Origin of the sequence: Pseudoruegeria aquimaris, from assembly GCF_900172235.1 — a bacterium.
Taxonomy (GTDB): Bacteria; Pseudomonadota; Alphaproteobacteria; order Rhodobacterales; family Rhodobacteraceae; genus Pseudoruegeria; species Pseudoruegeria aquimaris.
On the sequence record NZ_FWFQ01000001.1, the window covers coordinates 223,782 to 238,427 of the forward strand.

General features: G+C 67.6%; 16 protein-coding genes. 10 read left to right on the top strand and 6 right to left on the bottom strand.

Annotation, left to right across the window (positions count from 1 at the left end; translation table 11 throughout):
• Positions 1-4 precede the first annotated feature (4 nt).
• The gene (locus PSA7680_RS01070; RefSeq protein ID WP_085866802.1) at positions 5-1,876 is read right to left on the bottom strand and encodes a cation:proton antiporter; all 1,872 of its coding nucleotides are present in this window, start codon (positions 1,874-1,876) and stop codon (positions 5-7) included.
• A 79-nt stretch (positions 1,877-1,955) separates the two neighbouring features.
• The gene (locus PSA7680_RS01075; RefSeq protein ID WP_085866803.1) at positions 1,956-3,131 is read right to left on the bottom strand and encodes a deoxyguanosinetriphosphate triphosphohydrolase; all 1,176 of its coding nucleotides are present in this window, start codon (positions 3,129-3,131) and stop codon (positions 1,956-1,958) included.
• Positions 3,132-3,216: 85 nt separating this feature from the next.
• On the opposite strand from PSA7680_RS01075, the gene PSA7680_RS01080 reads away from it, so the two are divergent.
• Both PSA7680_RS01080 and xth read left to right on the top strand, forming a co-directional pair.
• Positions 3,217-3,543 carry a HesB/IscA family protein gene (locus PSA7680_RS01080; protein ID WP_085866871.1) on the top strand — a complete coding sequence of 109 codons (327 nt, stop codon included), beginning with the start codon at positions 3,217-3,219 and terminating at the stop codon, positions 3,541-3,543.
• A gap of 73 nt (positions 3,544-3,616) precedes the next feature.
• A complete protein-coding gene (xth, locus tag PSA7680_RS01085) occupies positions 3,617-4,396 on the top strand; it encodes an exodeoxyribonuclease III (RefSeq protein WP_085866804.1) in 780 nt (259 codons plus the stop codon).
• Between the two features lie 73 nt (positions 4,397-4,469).
• On the opposite strand, the gene PSA7680_RS01090 is transcribed toward xth, so the two are convergent.
• Both PSA7680_RS01090 and dksA read right to left on the bottom strand, forming a co-directional pair.
• The gene (locus tag PSA7680_RS01090; protein ID WP_139838520.1) at positions 4,470-5,648 is read right to left on the bottom strand and encodes an FAD-dependent oxidoreductase; all 1,179 of its coding nucleotides are present in this window, start codon (positions 5,646-5,648) and stop codon (positions 4,470-4,472) included.
• 121 nt (positions 5,649-5,769) lie between these two features.
• Positions 5,770-6,192: an RNA polymerase-binding protein DksA gene (dksA, locus tag PSA7680_RS01095; protein ID WP_085866805.1), complete on the bottom strand. Its 423-nt coding sequence runs from the start codon at positions 6,190-6,192 to the stop codon at positions 5,770-5,772.
• Positions 6,193-6,375: 183 nt separating this feature from the next.
• Between dksA and PSA7680_RS01100 the strand changes: the two genes are divergently transcribed.
• The 8 genes from PSA7680_RS01100 (at position 6,376) to PSA7680_RS01130 (ending at position 12,747) form a co-directional block, all read left to right on the top strand.
• Positions 6,376-7,215, top strand: coding sequence for an AAA family ATPase (locus tag PSA7680_RS01100; protein WP_085866806.1), 840 nt, complete (start codon positions 6,376-6,378; stop codon positions 7,213-7,215).
• Positions 7,212-7,655, top strand: a complete 444-nt coding sequence (locus PSA7680_RS01105) for a GNAT family N-acetyltransferase (RefSeq protein ID WP_085866807.1) — start codon at positions 7,212-7,214, stop codon at positions 7,653-7,655. Before PSA7680_RS01100 ends, PSA7680_RS01105 begins: the two co-directional genes overlap by 4 nt.
• Before the next feature lie 17 nt (positions 7,656-7,672).
• Positions 7,673-9,052 (top strand): DUF2927 domain-containing protein, encoded by a 1,380-nt coding sequence (locus tag PSA7680_RS01110; protein WP_085866808.1) that lies wholly within the window; start codon positions 7,673-7,675, stop codon positions 9,050-9,052.
• Complete coding sequence (locus tag PSA7680_RS18650; RefSeq protein WP_176244056.1) at positions 9,049-9,213, top strand: hypothetical protein; 165 nt, start codon at positions 9,049-9,051, stop codon at positions 9,211-9,213. The genes PSA7680_RS01110 and PSA7680_RS18650 overlap by 4 nt, the downstream gene beginning before the upstream one ends.
• A 4-nt stretch (positions 9,214-9,217) precedes the next feature.
• The gene (locus PSA7680_RS01115; RefSeq protein WP_085866809.1) at positions 9,218-10,402 is read left to right on the top strand and encodes a vWA domain-containing protein; all 1,185 of its coding nucleotides are present in this window, start codon (positions 9,218-9,220) and stop codon (positions 10,400-10,402) included.
• A 445-nt stretch (positions 10,403-10,847) separates the two neighbouring features.
• Positions 10,848-11,408 (top strand): hypothetical protein, encoded by a 561-nt coding sequence (locus PSA7680_RS01120; protein WP_085866810.1) that lies wholly within the window; start codon positions 10,848-10,850, stop codon positions 11,406-11,408.
• Positions 11,409-11,566: 158 nt separating this feature from the next.
• On the top strand, positions 11,567-11,890 hold the full coding sequence (locus PSA7680_RS01125; RefSeq protein ID WP_085866811.1) for a hypothetical protein: 324 nt from the start codon (positions 11,567-11,569) through the stop codon (positions 11,888-11,890).
• Between the two features lie 173 nt (positions 11,891-12,063).
• Positions 12,064-12,747, top strand: a complete 684-nt coding sequence (locus PSA7680_RS01130; RefSeq protein ID WP_085866812.1) for a M48 family metalloprotease — start codon at positions 12,064-12,066, stop codon at positions 12,745-12,747.
• 116 nt (positions 12,748-12,863) lie between these two features.
• Here the strand turns inward: PSA7680_RS01130 and PSA7680_RS01135 are convergent, their stop codons facing one another.
• Together PSA7680_RS01135 and PSA7680_RS01140 are read right to left on the bottom strand one after the other, a co-directional pair.
• Positions 12,864-13,406: an RSP_2648 family PIN domain-containing protein gene (locus PSA7680_RS01135; RefSeq protein WP_085866813.1), complete on the bottom strand. Its 543-nt coding sequence runs from the start codon at positions 13,404-13,406 to the stop codon at positions 12,864-12,866.
• A complete protein-coding gene (locus PSA7680_RS01140) occupies positions 13,403-14,602 on the bottom strand; it encodes an RSP_2647 family RNA methyltransferase (protein WP_085866814.1) in 1,200 nt (399 codons plus the stop codon). The genes PSA7680_RS01135 and PSA7680_RS01140 overlap by 4 nt, the downstream gene beginning before the upstream one ends.
• Positions 14,603-14,646 lie beyond the last annotated feature (44 nt).

A 14,646-nucleotide genomic window follows, 5' to 3' on the forward strand; every position in this document is an offset into this window, starting at 1 on the left:
GGGGTCAATCCGCCCCGCGCGCCGGCTCCTCGGGCTGGCGGCCGGCCTCGGCGGCCTGCTCCACCGTCGTGCCCTGCGCCGCGGCCACCGCCGCGCGCGGCGGCGTGAGCGCGATCAGGCGCTCGCCCTCGCCGATCTCCTTCCAGTCGAAGGCGATGCCCCTGCCGTCCAGCCGCGCCAGCGGGACGGCCTCGGGGTGCATCTCCTGCCAGGCGGCGAAGGGGAATTCCGCGGTGAGGCGCGTGGTGCGGCACTGCCAGCCCGCACGCAGCCGCTGCTCCAGCTCGCCGTAGGTCAGCCCGCCGGCGAAGGCGCGCCCGCCGAGGGTTGAGGGCAACGCATGGCGCGGGGCGTCGCCCTTGTAGCGCGCCAGCTGGAACACCCTGTCCCGCCCGAACTCCGGCGCCAGATCGGTGGCCACCAGCGTATTGTAGGCATCGTTGTCCGTGGCCGCCAGCAGCGTGCCGTAGTCCACCATGTGCAGCTGCTGCTCGGCGCTCTCGCCGAGGATGTCGCCGTAGAAGATCGGCACCCCCGCCTCGCGCGCGCCGCGCAGGTGGTAGAGGTTGGTATCGACCACACGCACCGGGATCTCCGCGGCGGCGATCTCGGCCGCGAGCCCCGCGGTGAAGCGCGAGCCGCCGACGAGCAGCACGCCGGGCGTGCCGGTGGCGCTCAGCCCGAGCCAGCGCGCAAAGGGCGCCAGCGTGAAGCCATGCAGCACCACGGTGGCGGAAACCAGCACGAAGGCCAGCGGCCCCAGCAGCGCGCCGTCCTCGATGCCCAGCCCCGCCAGCAGCGAGCCGAAGAGCCCCGCCACGGCCACCAGCACCACCCCGCGCGGCCCGGTGAAGGCCACGAGGATGCGCTCTTTCCACGGCAGCCCCGAGCCCGCCAGCGCCAGAAGCACCGCCGCCGGACGCGCCAGCAGCACGGTCGCCGCCACGAAGGCCACCGCGCGCCAGTCCAGCCCCGCCAGCGTGGAGAAATCGAGATCCGCCGCCAGCAGGATGAAGACACCCGACACCAACAGGATCGTCGCGTGTTCCTTGAAGCGGCGCAGCTCCTCGTAGGAAGGCAGATCGGCATTGGCGATCACCACCCCCATCAGCGTCACGGCCAGCAGCCCGCTTTCGTGCAGCACGAGGTCGGAAAGCGCGAATACGGCGAGCAGCACCGCCACCAGCACCGGCACCTTCATGAACTCCGGCACGCGGCCGGTGCGGAAGCTCCAGGCGATGCCCCAGCCCCCCGCGAGGCCCAGCGCCGTGGCGACTCCGACCCCGATCACGAAATGCCCCACGCCCTGCGCCAGCGAGGCGCTGCCGTTGAGCACGATGATCGCGCCGTAGGCCAGTACGGCGGCCAGCGCGCCGATGGGATCGTTGACGATGGCTTCCCACTGCAGCAGCGTCGCCGGGCGGCGTTCGAGCCGCGCCTGCCGCAGCAGAGGCGCGATCACCGTCGGCCCGGTGACGATCATGATGCCGCCGAAGACGGCGGAGGACTCCCAACTCAGCCCAGCGCCGTAGCGCAAGGCCAGCGCCGACGTGAGCCAACCGAGCGGCGCGCCGAGGAACACCAGCCGGCGCACCCCCTTGGCGGCATCGTTGAGCGCGTGGAAATTGAGCGTCAGCCCACCTTCGAAGAGGATCACCGCCACGGCGATGGAGATCACGCTGTCGGTGATCGGGCCGATGTCGCGCTCCGGGTCCAGCAGACCGAAGACAGGGCCAACGAGGACGCCCGCGAGCAGCATGAGCACGATGCCCGGCACCCGCAGCCGCCACGCCAGCCACTGCGCCCCGATGCCGACCGCACCCACAAGCGCGATGGCGGAAACGGGATCGAGCCCCTCTGCCGGAGTGGTCGCCATGGTTCTGCCCCCTGCTGCGCGTTGCGTCCCTTCTGCGCGCCAAAGCTAGCGGCCATCCCCTTGCGCGGCAACGCTTTCTTCAGCGCGGACCGGCGGAGGGAAGATCGGCCAGGATGTCGGTGCCGAAGTGGCGCCGGTATTCCTGCAGGGCGAAGCGGTCGGTCATCCCGGCGATGTAGTCGGCCACGATGCGCGCCAGCGCAGTTTCGTCCGGCGCCTCGGCCACGTCCTTGCGCCACTGGCGCGGCAGTTGCTCGGGGTGCGCCATGTAGAAGGGGAACAGCTCGCGCACCACGCGGGTCACGCGCTTGCGCATCTCCACCACAGAAGGCGCGCGATACATGCGGATGAAGAGGAATTCGCGGATCACCTTGAGATCCTGCCAGAGCGCGTCCGAGAAGCGCACGATCTGCCGCCCCCCGTGGCGCACGTCCTCCACGCTCTGCGGATCCAGCTCCGCCAGCTCGCGCCGGGTGACGGCGAGCACATCCTCCACAAGCACGCCGAAGAAGCGGCGCAGCGCCTCGTGGCGGCGGCGGTAGTAGTTCAGCCCCGGATAGAGCTTGTCCACCCGCGCGAAGCAGTCGTGCAGGATCGGCATTTCGGCCAATTCATCGGTCGAGAACAGCTCCGCGCGCAGGCCATCGTGCAGGTCGTGGTTGTTGTAGGCGATGTCGTCCGACAGCGCCGCCACCTGCGCCTCGGCGCTGGCGTAGGTGTCAAGCTCCAGATCGTGGCGCGCGTTGTAGGCCGCCAGAGCATAGGGCAGATCCCCGGTGACGGGGCCGTTGTGCTTGGCGATGCCCTCAAGCGTCTCCCATGTCAGGTTGAGCCCGTCCCACTCGGCATAGTGGCGCTCCAGAGAGGTGACGATGTGCAGCGCCTGGGCGTTGTGGTCGAAGCCGCCGTAGGGCGCCATCAGATCGTGCATCGCGTCTTCGCCGGTGTGGCCGAAGGGCGTGTGGCCCAGGTCATGCGCCAGCGCCACGGCCTCGGTGAGCTCCTGGTTGAGCCCCAGCGTGTTGGCGATGGTGCGCGCCACCTGCGCCACTTCGATGGAATGGGTCAGCCGGGTGCGGAAGTAATCCCCCTCATGCTCGATGAAGACCTGCGTCTTGTGCTTCAGCCGGCGGAAGGCCGAGGAATGGATGATGCGGTCCCGGTCCCGCTGGAAACAGGAACGGTGCGCGCTTTCCTCCTCCGGGTAGAGCCGGCCCCGGCTCTTCGCGGGGTCGGAGGCAAATGGTGCAAGCATGTGTTCTGCCGGTTGTCGCCTCTTTTGTGGCACCTTATATTGAGGTTCGCGTGATTGGAAACCGCAAAGCGAACACCCGATGGATCTGACCCTGCCCCCCAAAGTCACCCCGCGCGCTTTCGAGCGCCTTGCCGAGATCAACGAATCCGCCGGCGAGTCCAAGGCGCTGCGCGTGGCCGTCGAAGGCGGCGGCTGCTCGGGCTTCCAGTATGACATCCGGCTCGACGATCCCGCCGAGGACGATCTCGTGCTGGAGCAGAACGGCCAGAAGGTGGTGGTGGACAGCGTCTCCCTGCCCTTCCTCGCCGACGCCGTGATCGATTTCTCCGAAGAGCTGATCGGCGCGCGCTTCGTGATCCAGAACCCCAACGCCACCTCCTCCTGCGGCTGCGGCACCAGCTTCTCGATGTGAGATTGCGGCATGTGAGATTGCGGCTGCGCGCCGGATGCGCGATAGATGGGGTGCAAGCGGCAGGGGGCCTTCCATGATCATCGCGACCTTCAACATCAACGGCATCAAGGCGCGGGTGAACGCGCTCACCGACTGGCTGAAGGAACGCCAGCCCGATGTCGCCCTGCTGCAGGAAATCAAATCCGTCGACGAGGCCTTCCCGCGCGAGATCTTCGAGGATCTCGGCTACCAGGTGGAAACCCACGGCCAGAAAAGCTTCAACGGTGTGGCCATCCTCTCCAAGCTGCCGCTCGAAGACGTCACCCGCGGCCTGCCCGGCGATGACTCCGATGAACAGGCACGCTGGATCGAGGCCACCGTGGTGGGCAGACAGGCCATCCGCCTCTGCGGGCTCTACCTGCCCAACGGCAACCCGGCGCCGGGGCCGAAATACGACTACAAGCTCGCCTGGATGGAGCGGCTGCGCAGACGCGCCGAGGCGCTTCTGGCCGAGGAGATGCCCGCGCTTATGGCCGGTGACTACAACATCATCCCGCAGCCCGAGGATGCCAAGCGCCCGGAAGCCTGGGAAGACGACGCCCTCTTCCGCCCCGAAAGCCGCGCCGCCTACCGCCGCATCCTGAACCTCGGCTTCACCGAGGCCTTCCGCGCCCGCGTGCAGGGCCCCGACCACTACAGCTTCTGGGATTACCAGGCCGGCGCCTGGAACCGAAACGACGGCATCCGCATCGATCACTTCCTGCTCACGCCGCAATGCGCCGACCTGCTGCAGGACTGCCGGATCGACAGCGAAATCCGCGGCCGCGAGAAACCCTCCGACCACGTGCCCGTCTGGATCGACCTCGCCGCCTGAGGCGCGCAGCCACTTTGTTCCTCAAATATCCCCGCCGGAGGCTTCACCCGCCGCCCCGGCGGGTGAAATCGTGTCAGCCGGCAGCCGTCACGTCCAGCCCGTAGAGCCAGTCGAACTGCTTCACCGCCGCGCCGGGCGCGAGGGTGCCGGCCAGCCGCAGCGCGGTGTGGGCGGCCAGGCGCAGCGGCGGGAAGCTCAGGTGGTAGCGGAAGGCATTCCTGTTGGCCGCCTCGATCACCCGCGGCACCCGCTTGATGCGCTTGGCGTGATAGGCGGCGAAGCCCTGCTCCGGCGCTTCGGCCCCGGCCAAGCATTCGGCCAGGACCCAGGCATCCTCCAGCGCCATGCAGGCCCCCTGCGCGAGGAAGGGCAGCGTGGGATGGGCCGCGTCGCCGAGGATGGCGGCGTTGCCGCGATACCAGGTCTGCGCCACCGGGTGCCGGAACAGCCCCCATTGGTGCACCTGCTCGATCCGCCCCAGCCAGTCGCGCACCTCGCCGGTGAAATCCGCGAAGGCAGCGGCGAGGTTCTCGGGCGTGTCCTCCTGGGTCCAGCTCTCCGCCGTCCAGGCCGCGCGCTCCTGCACCGCCACGACGTTCATCAACTGCCCGCCGCGCAGCGGATACATCACCACGTGGCGCCGCGGCCCCATGTAGACGCGCACCCGGCGCTCGGTGATCGGCGGCGCCGCCGGGATCGTCGCCCGCCAGGCCACCTGCCCCGTGAAGAAGGGCGCCGCGGGACCGTTCAGGAAGCTGCGCACCCGCGAGTGCACGCCGTCCGCGCCCAGCAGGATCGGGGCGCAATGCTCGCCGCCGAGCGCGGTGCGCACGCAGAAGCCCGCCGCGCCGTGATCCTCGATGCTCTCGACCTGCTGCAAGAGCCGGATCCGCGCACCGGCCGCGCGCGCCGCGGCCGCCAGAACCTCGACCAGATCGCTGCGATGGACGAAGAAGTAGTCCTGCCCCTCGGGCAGTTTCGTCAGATCCACCCGCATCACCTGCCGGCCGGCGCGGTAGTCGCGCAGCTCCACCGCCTGCGCCCGCACGGCGCGCGCCTTCAGCTCACCGCCGACGCCGAGCGCGTTCAGCACCGCGAAACCGTTCGGGCTGATCTGGATGCCGGCCCCGACTTCGCGGATTTCCTCGGCCTGCTCCAGCACGGTGACCCGCGCCCCGCGCAGCGAAAGCGCGAGCGCCGCCGAGAGGCCGGCGATCCCGGCGCCCAGAATTGTGATTTTCTGCCCGATCAGCACATCAGGCTCCTTCTTTGACAGCAAAGCCGCCGGAACGGATCCGGCGGCAATCGCTTTCGTCTCGATGGTCCGCGCAAGGCCCCTCGCGCCCGGCGGTCATCCGGATTTCATCCGGGGATCAATCGTCCCGGTGGACCTTCTCGCGGCGCTCGTGGCGTTCCTGCGCCTCCAGCGACAGCGTCGCGATCGGGCGCGCGTCCAGCCGCTTCAGCGAGATCGGCTCGCCGGTCTCCTCGCAGTAGCCGTATTCGCCTTCCTCGATGCGGCGCAGGGCGGCGTCGATCTTGGCGACGAGCTTGCGCTGGCGGTCGCGTGTGCGCAGCTCCAGCGCGCGGTCCGTCTCCTCCGAGGCGCGGTCAGCGATGTCCGGGATGTTGCGGGTGCTGTCCTGCAGCCCTTCGATGGTGTCCCTGCTGTCTTCCAGCAGTTCGTTCTTCCAGTTGATAAGCTTGCGGCGGAAGTATTCGAGCTGCCGTTCGTTCATGAACGGTTCGTCTTCGGCCGGCGTGTAGTCGTCTGGCAGGAAAACCTCGGCTTTCATACCTGCTCCCTCTTGCTCGCTGGCTGCCAGCTGTTGTGAGTCTGTCATCCAGCCCCCTTTCTATGGGCCTCGTTTAGCCCCTCGCCGAGGGAATGTCCACAAGTGCCAAACCGGCGGCTTGATGCCCGCAGGGGCTGTGCTACTGTCGGGCCCGGAAACCACAAGCAGGCCCCACGTATCGCTATGAAATTCAACGGAACCGACGCCTATGTCGCGACGGACGACCTGAAGGTCGCCGTCAATGCCGCCGTCGCGCTCGAGCGCCCCCTCTTGGTGAAGGGCGAGCCCGGCACCGGCAAGACGGAACTGGCCCGCCAGGTGAGCGCCGCGCTCGGGCTGCCGATGCTCGAATGGCACATCAAGTCCACCACCAAGGCCCAGCAGGGGCTCTACGAATACGATGCCGTTTCGCGCCTGCGCGACAGCCAGCTCGGCGATCCCCGCGTGCAGGACGTCTCCAACTACATCAGGAAGGGCAAGCTGTGGCAGGCCTTCGAGGCCGAGAGCCGCGTGGTGCTGCTGATCGACGAGATCGACAAGGCCGACATCGAGTTCCCCAACGACCTGCTGCAGGAACTCGACAAGATGGAATTCCACGTCTACGAGACCGGCGAAACCATCCGCGCCCGCCAGCGCCCGATCGTCATCATCACCTCCAACAACGAGAAGGAACTGCCCGACGCCTTCCTGCGCCGCTGCTTCTTCCACTACATCCGCTTCCCCGACATGGAGACGATGCGCAAGATCGTGGAGGTGCATCACCCGGGCATAAAAGAACAGCTTCTCACCACAGCATTGACGCAATTCTACGAGATACGGGAAACCGGCGGGCTCAAGAAGAAGCCGTCAACGAGTGAAGTTTTGGATTGGTTGAAATTGCTGCTTGCCGAGGATCTCTCCGCAGAGGACCTGAAGCGTGACGGCGCGAACGCCCTGCCCCGGTTGCATGGCGCTCTGCTGAAGAACGAACAGGACGTGCACCTCTTCGAACGCCTCGCCTTCATGGCGAGAGGGCAGCGGTGAGCCTGCGCATCAGGCCCCTTGCCGCCGGCGACGAAGCCGATTGGCGGCGCCTGTGGAAGGCCTACCTGGCCTTCTACGAAACCGAAGTTTCCGAAGACATCTACCAAACCTATTTCCAACGCCTTCTCGGCGACGACCCGCAGGATTTCAGCGGTCTGATCGCCGAGCTCGACGGCCGCCCCGTCGGACTTGCCCATTTCCTGTTTCACCGCCACGGCTGGACGATCGAGAACGCCTGCTACCTGCAGGATCTCTACGCCGATCCGGACGTGCGCGGGCAAGGCGTGGGGCGTGCCTTGATCGAAGCCGTCTACGCCGCGGCGGATGCCGCCGGGGCCCCCTCCGTCTACTGGCTCACGCAGGAGTTCAACGGCACCGCACGCAGACTTTATGACCGCGTGGCTGTGCTGACCCCGTTCATCAAGTATAAACGACCCTAGTGCGAAGTGGTTTAGTTATGCGTATTCTTGTTTTTCCATTCCTTCTGACCCTGGCCGCCTGCTCTGGCGGCCCGTCTTCCGACGTCACCACGCGGGCCACCGCGATCGATGCGCAACTGCCGCCGATGAACGTCTTTCCGGCGCAGTCAACGCCCGCGCCGACGCGGGCCAACAGCGAGATGGTGCGCGATTTCCTCGATCTCACCTTCAAGATGGAGAGCGGCCGCCAGCTGGCCACGCTGACCCGTTTCGAGGAGCCGATCACCGTGCGCGTGTCGGGTGCGGCCCCCGCCTCGCTCTCCACCGATCTGGCCAAGCTGATCGGCCGGCTGCGCAGCGAAGCCGGGATCGACATCAGCCGCGTCTCCGGCCCCGGCCCCGCCAACCTCAACATCGAGGCCGTTCCCAGCCGCGAGATGCGCCGCCTCGCGCCGAGCGCGGCCTGTTTCGTGGTGCCGCGGCTCACCAGCTGGGCCGACTACAAGCGCCACCGCAAATCCAGTCTCGTGGACTGGACGACGCTGGAGCGCCGCGAAACCATGGCGATCTTCGTGAAATCCGACGAAAGCCCGCAGGAGCTGCGCGACTGCCTGCACGAGGAAATCGCCCAGGCGCTCGGCCCGGTCAACGATCTCTACCGGCTGCCCGATAGCGTCTTCAACGACGACAACATGAACAACGTACTGACCGGCTTCGACATGCTCATGCTGCGCGCCTACTACGATCCGGCGCTGCGAAACGGCATGAGCCGCAACCAGGTGGCCGAGGTGCTGCCCGGCGTGCTGCGCCGGCTCAACCCGCGTGGCGAGGGCCGCAGCCCGAATTACCTTCCCAGCACCTCGAAGGCCTGGAAATCCGCCGTGGAAGAGGCGCTCGGCCCGCGCGGCTCGCTCGGCACCCGCCGCGCCGCCGCGCAGCGCGCCGTCTCCATCGCCCAGTCCGAAGGCTGGACGGACCACCGCCGCGGCTTCAGCCACTACATCGTGGGGCGCCTGTCGCAATCCTCGCAGGCCGAAACCGCGCTGGCCGCCTTCCTCAAGGCCGATGCCTTCTACGCGCAGTCCGCCCTGACCGAGGCCCACCGCGCCCATGTGGGCGTGCAGCTCACCGCCTATGCGCTGGCGGCCGGGCAGGCCAGTTCGGCGCTGGAAATGGCCAACCGCCACATGCCGCCGCTCAGCCGCAACCAGAACGCCGCGCTGCTGGCCAACCTGATGATGATGAAGGCCGAGGCGCTGGAACTCATCGGCCGCCCCGCGGAGGCCCGCAACGTCCGGCTCGACAGTCTGGGTTGGGCGCGCTATGGCTTCGCCGATGTCAACGAGGTGCGCCGGCGCCAGGCCGAAGTAGCGGCCCTCGTGCCGCGGCGTGCCGCAGCCGGAAGTGGAAACGGATGATCGTCATTGCAGGCTTGGTTCTGGGGGCTGCCCTCGGGGCGCTGCGCGCGAAGAAGCGCGGCGGAAACGGCAAGGACATGGCGCAATGGGCCTTCGTGCACGCCCTGATCTTCGCCACCGCCGGGCTGTTCATCACCCTCTTCATCCACCGCTCGCTGTAAGCGCATGTTCCTGCCCTTCTTCGAAACCTTGCGCAGGAACGGCGTGCCCGTCTCGCTGCGTGAGTACCTCGGGTTCCTCGAAGGGGTGAAGGCGGGGCTCGCCACCTACGACGTGGACGCCTTCTACTACCTCGCCCGCACCGCGATGGTGAAGGACGAGCGCAACATCGACAAATTCGACCGCGCCTTCGCCGAAAGCTTCAGGGGCATCGAGGATCTGAAGATCGAGCAGGTGCTGGAGGCGGTGGACATCCCTGGCGAGTGGCTGGAGAAGCTCGCCGAAAAGTATCTTTCCGAAGAGGAAAAGGCCGAGATCGAAGCCCTCGGCGGCTTCGAAAAGCTGATGGAAACCCTGCGCGAGCGCCTGCAGGAGCAGGAGGGCCGCCACCAGGGCGGCAACAAGTGGATCGGCACCGCCGGCACCTCGCCGTTCGGCGCCTATGGCTACAATCCCGAAGGCGTGCGCATCGGGCAGAAGGAAAGCCGCCACCGCCGCGCGGTGAAGGTCTGGGACAAGCGCGAGTTCAAGAACCTCGACGGCAACGTCGAGCTGGGCACCCGCAACATCAAGGTCGCGCTCAAGCGCCTGCGCCGCTGGGCCCGCGACGGCGCCCACGAAGAGCTGGATCTGGACGGCACAATCCGCGCCACCGCCGAACATGGCTATCTCGACGTCAAGACACGCCCCGAACGCCGCAACGCGGTGAAGGTGCTGCTGTTCCTCGACGTCGGCGGCTCGATGGACCCGCACGTCAAGGTGGTGGAGGAGCTCTTCTCGGCCGCGAAGAGCGAGTTCAAGCATTTAGAGCATTTCTACTTCCACAACTGCCTCTACGAAGGCGTCTGGAAGGACAACCGCCGCCGCTGGCAGGAGCAGACCCCGACATGGGAGGTGCTGCGCACATACGGGCCGGACTACAAGTGCATCTTCGTGGGCGATGCTTCCATGAGCCCCTACGAGATCGCCTATCCCGGCGGCGCCAATGAACACTGGAACGCCGAAGCCGGGCAGGTCTGGCTCCAGCGCGCCCGCGAACAGTGGCCGCACAATCTCTGGATCAACCCGCTGCCGGAAAAATACTGGGCCTACACCCATTCGGTGCAGATGATCCGGGAGATTTTCGAGGATCAGATGGTCCCGATGACGCTGGACGGAATCGAAAGGGGCATGAAAGCGCTCTCCCGGTAGCGGTTTCGCGGCACCGCCAGGCTGGCCCAGAAGAAAAAATCCCGAAAAACCTGTAAAAAAATGTCCAGCCGCTGCGCCTCTTTGCACAGGCAGGATACGGGGAGTCCAAACCCGCGTGGCCGCCTTTGTTGCCCGATCTCGCGCCGCCGTGATCCCCCGTGTGGAAACTTGTGAGTTTACTGGGGTATTTTCAGCCCCGAAACCGCCACGAGCGGCCTGCCGGGCCGATTTTCTTCAAGTCCTTCCGTCTGTGAAAAAATGCACAAGCCTTGCGCAGACGGAATCGCTCACGTTTCCGCCACGCAGCGTGAACGCAAGCCCTCTTTTCCTTTCCGGATCACCTCCATACATCCCCCTCATCGCAACGACGGGCCCCAAGCCCACCGAAACTCAAAACCCCAAACCGCGGCCCGTATCCCCAAAGTGGCCGCAAGGAGAATACGACATGTTCAAGAAAATCGCTCTCACCGCCGTCGCCGCCGCTCTCGCCGTTCCGGCCTTCGCCGGCAACCCGAACTCCCCTGCCGCGATCCAGATGTCCTATGAGGCCGGCGTGACCCCCGGCATCTACGACGTCGCCCAGCTGCAACGCCTGCAGGACGCCATCAGCGACAACGACAAGGAAGCCGTCGCCTTCATCCTGAGCCAGGGTGCCGACACTTCCGTCAACACGCTGGACGGCGCCTCCGTGAACGGTGGCAAGGCCCAGCTGGCCGCGGAAGCCGGCGTGAACCCGGCCGATTTCACCATCGCCCAGCTGGAGCGCCTGATCCAAGCTCAGCGCGAGGAAGATGACGAGGAAGTCCGCTTCATCCTGAGCCAGGCCGGCACCTTCACCGACAACGGCGTGGTCTCCACCTCCTCCGTCGCCACCCCCGGCCAGCGCATGCTCGCCGCCGTGGAAGGCGTGGACGGCATCGGCCTCTCCACCCACGACCTGATCCTGCTGGACCAGGCCCGCTCCGACAACGACCAGGAGCGCATCAAGTGGATCCTGAGCAAGTAACGGCGCCCCGTCCCTGAGCGCCTGAGGCCCCTCTTTCACGAGGGGCCGAAGGGCGCGGCGCAGGCCACCCCCCGGCCAGCGCCGCGCCCTCAAATCCCAGCCGACCGAACACCCCCGGCCCCTTTCGCGGCCGTCGGTCCCCAGCCACAGGCAGCCCCATGCTCAAGCCAGCCCTTTTCACTGCCCTCGTTCTGGCCGCCGCTTCCCCCGCGCTTGCCGCCGAACCCCATTCTCCCGGCCACCTCACGCTGGCCCGCATCGCCGGCGTCGCGCCCGGCCAGTTTTCCAACGCCGATCTGCAGCGGCTGATCGCGGCGCAGCGCGCCGGCGACGCCGCCCTCGTGGATCACATCCTGAACACGAGCTTCGCCCCGGGCGAAGTGATCTCCATCACCCACGTGCCCGAGCTTCCCGCCGGCGAGATCTACGCCGACGGCTCCGAGGGCGCGCTGCTGCAAAGGGGTTTCTCCGCCACCAACTGATCGACGACCGGTCCCTCTCCCGGCGGCACGGCTCACTCACTCCCCGCGTGTCACCGCGCACTCTCCCTGGAACTTGCGCCTTCGCTTTCGCGGAGGCGTTTTTTTGGCGCTCCCCCCGGCCCCCGCCCCTGCCGCGCCTTGCCCCCCCGCGCCTCGCGCCCCATATTTCAACCATGTTGAAATTCATGCCGATCCTTCTGGCGGTTCTCTACGGGATCGCGATCTACCACTTCTCCGCCCTGCGCACCCGGCGGGAACTGGACGCGAAATCCACCCGTCTCGCCGATCCCGCGCTGAAGCGGATCACCGACGGCTTTGCCAAGGCGCTCGACGTGCCGCAGGTGCCGGTGCACATCTACGAGATCAGCCCCGTCAACGGGCTCGCCGCGCCGGACGGGCGGATCTTCATCACCCGCGGCTTCTACGAGAAATACCGCGCAGGGCTGGTGAGCGCGGAGGAGATGGCCAGCGTGATCGCCCATGAGCTGGGCCACGTGGCGCTGGGGCATTCACGGCGGCGGATGATCGATTTCTCCGGCCAGAACGCCCTGCGCACGGCCATGGCGATGGTGCTGTCGCGGTTCATCCCCGGCGTCGGCGTGCTGATCGCCAATTTCTTCACCACGCTTCTGGCGGCACGGCTTTCGCGCTCCGACGAATACGAGGCCGACGCCTATGCCGCCGCGCTGCTCACCAAGGCCGGGATCGGCACCGCGCCGCAGAAGGCGCTGTTTTCCAAGCTGGAAGCGCTGACCGAGGCCAATGCCGGCGCGATGCCGGCTTGGTTCCTGAGCCATCCGAAGACGGACGACCGCATCCGCGCGATCGAGAAGCTCGAAGAGAAATGGGCCGTGTAGGCCTCGCGCCTCGCCGCACCAGGCCGGCACCGCCGGCCAGCCCCCGACCCTCCCCATGGGAGGGGGCTTCACCCCCACCCAGGGTCAGGGGCCGGCCTCTGTCCTCGGCCTCTACCCTACCCGTATAGCGCCTTTGCCATGCGCGGCAGCCGCGCCTTCTTGTAGAGCCTGCGCGGATCCAACTTTTCACCCGAAAGCCGCTCGGCCTCCGCATGGACCCGCTCCGTGACGGCGCGCAGCAGCTCCGGCGCGGCTTCCGCGAGCCCGCGCAGGAAGGCATCCGGCCCGAGCGGCGCAAGCCCGTGTTCGGCGAGCTCCCGGCGCGGGAAATCCTTCAGGTTCAGCGTCAGGATGCCATCGGCCCCGCCGGTGATCGCGGCGGCCAGAACGTGGCGGTCCGTGGGATCCGGCAGGTAGAGCCGCGCCTCCAGCTCCGGGTCCGCCGCCACCAGCCCGAGCGGGAAGCGCGCGCGCCAGAGCGCGGCCTCGCCCTCGGCCTGTGCGCCCCCGACGGGGCCGAGGCGCGCGGCGGCATGGGTCCATTCGCCGAGGATGCGCTCGGAATAGAGCGGCGTGAAGACGCCCGCCTGCGCCACCCCGCTCACCACCTCGCGCAGCACCGTGGGATAGAGCACGCAGGCATCGACGACGAGCTTCACGGCAGCAACCGGTAGAACAGCGCCTTCAGGTAGCCGCTTTCGGCCAGTTGCGGCATCAGCGGGTGATCGGGCCCGGCGAAACCGGTGTGGATCAGCTGGCTGGCGCGCCCTGCCCGGCCAATGCCGCGCGTGCAGGCGGTGCGGAATTTCGACAGATCGGCGGCGTGGGAGCAGGAGCAGAGCCCGAGGTAGCCGCCCTCGGCCACCAGCGGCGCCGCCAGCCGCGCCACGCGCTCATAGGCGCGCAGGCCCTTGTCCAGCGCCTGCCGGTTGGGGGCGAAGGCAGGCGGATCGCAGATCACCACGTCAAACCGCACGCCTTCCTCGGCGAGGGCTTCCAGCACGGCGAAGGCATCGCCGCGGCGGGTGGCAAACCGCGCGTCGGTGCCGGCGGCTTGCGCCCCCTGCATGGCCAGATCCAGCGCGGCGGCGGAACTGTCCACCGCCATGGCGCTTTCGGCCCCGCCCGCAAGGGCTGCCAGCGAGAAGCCCCCGACGTGGGAAAACACATCCAGCACCCGCTTTCCCGCCACCAGCCTTTGCGCGAAGGCGTGGTTGGGGCGCTGATCGTAGAACAGGCCGGTTTTCTGCCCGCCCATCAGATCGGCGATATAGGTGGCGCCGTTCATCGGCACCGGAATCGGCCCCGCGACCTCGCCCGCAACCACCTCGGTGATCTCTTCGAGCCCTTCCAGCGCGCGCGCCCGGCCGGTGCCGTTCTTCACGACCGTGGTGCAGCCCGTCACCTCCTGCGCGGCCCCCGCCAGCGCCTCGAAGGCCACTTCGGCCCAGGCGGCGTTGGGCTGGATCACCAGCGCATCGCCGAAACGGTCGATGATGACACCGGGCAGCCCGTCGGCCTCGGCGTGGACGAGCCGGTAGAAGGGCGCGTCGAACAGGGTTTCACGGTGCGCCAGCGCGGCGGCGATCCGGCGCGCGAACCACGCCCGGTCGATCACCGCTTCCGCGTCACGGTCCAGCATCCGGCAGAAGATCTTGGAGATCGGGTTCACGGCCACCGTGCCCAGATCCCGCCCCTCGCCATCCTGCAGCCGGGCAATCGCACCGGGCGGAATCGCCTTGGTGCGGCGGTCCGTCACCACTTCGTTGGCATAGACCCAGGGCGCGCCGTGGCGGATCGGGCGGGCATCTGTTTTCGGCTTGAGCCGGACAAGAAAAGAGGAGGCATGCGTCATGCACACCTCCTACTTGTTTGCTTCGGCGCTGAAAAGGGCGATCC

What these genes read in the sequence shown, in the direction of transcription:
- PSA7680_RS01070 (WP_085866802.1), bottom strand. Translation starts at nt 1,876, where the DNA reads ATGGCGACCACTCCGGCAGAGGGGCTCGATCCCGTTTCCGCCATCGCG.
- PSA7680_RS01075 (WP_085866803.1), bottom strand. Translation starts at nt 3,131, where the DNA reads ATGCTTGCACCATTTGCCTCCGACCCCGCGAAGAGCCGGGGCCGGCTC.
- xth (WP_085866804.1), top strand. Translation starts at nt 3,617, where the DNA reads ATGATCATCGCGACCTTCAACATCAACGGCATCAAGGCGCGGGTGAAC.
- dksA (WP_085866805.1), bottom strand. Translation starts at nt 6,192, where the DNA reads ATGAAAGCCGAGGTTTTCCTGCCAGACGACTACACGCCGGCCGAAGAC.
- PSA7680_RS01100 (WP_085866806.1), top strand. Translation starts at nt 6,376, where the DNA reads ATGAAATTCAACGGAACCGACGCCTATGTCGCGACGGACGACCTGAAG.
- PSA7680_RS01110 (WP_085866808.1), top strand. Translation starts at nt 7,673, where the DNA reads ATGCGTATTCTTGTTTTTCCATTCCTTCTGACCCTGGCCGCCTGCTCT.
- PSA7680_RS18650 (WP_176244056.1), top strand. Translation starts at nt 9,049, where the DNA reads ATGATCGTCATTGCAGGCTTGGTTCTGGGGGCTGCCCTCGGGGCGCTG.
- PSA7680_RS01115 (WP_085866809.1), top strand. Translation starts at nt 9,218, where the DNA reads ATGTTCCTGCCCTTCTTCGAAACCTTGCGCAGGAACGGCGTGCCCGTC.
- PSA7680_RS01120 (WP_085866810.1), top strand. Translation starts at nt 10,848, where the DNA reads ATGTTCAAGAAAATCGCTCTCACCGCCGTCGCCGCCGCTCTCGCCGTT.
- PSA7680_RS01125 (WP_085866811.1), top strand. Translation starts at nt 11,567, where the DNA reads ATGCTCAAGCCAGCCCTTTTCACTGCCCTCGTTCTGGCCGCCGCTTCC.
- PSA7680_RS01130 (WP_085866812.1), top strand. Translation starts at nt 12,064, where the DNA reads ATGTTGAAATTCATGCCGATCCTTCTGGCGGTTCTCTACGGGATCGCG.
- PSA7680_RS01140 (WP_085866814.1), bottom strand. Translation starts at nt 14,602, where the DNA reads ATGACGCATGCCTCCTCTTTTCTTGTCCGGCTCAAGCCGAAAACAGAT.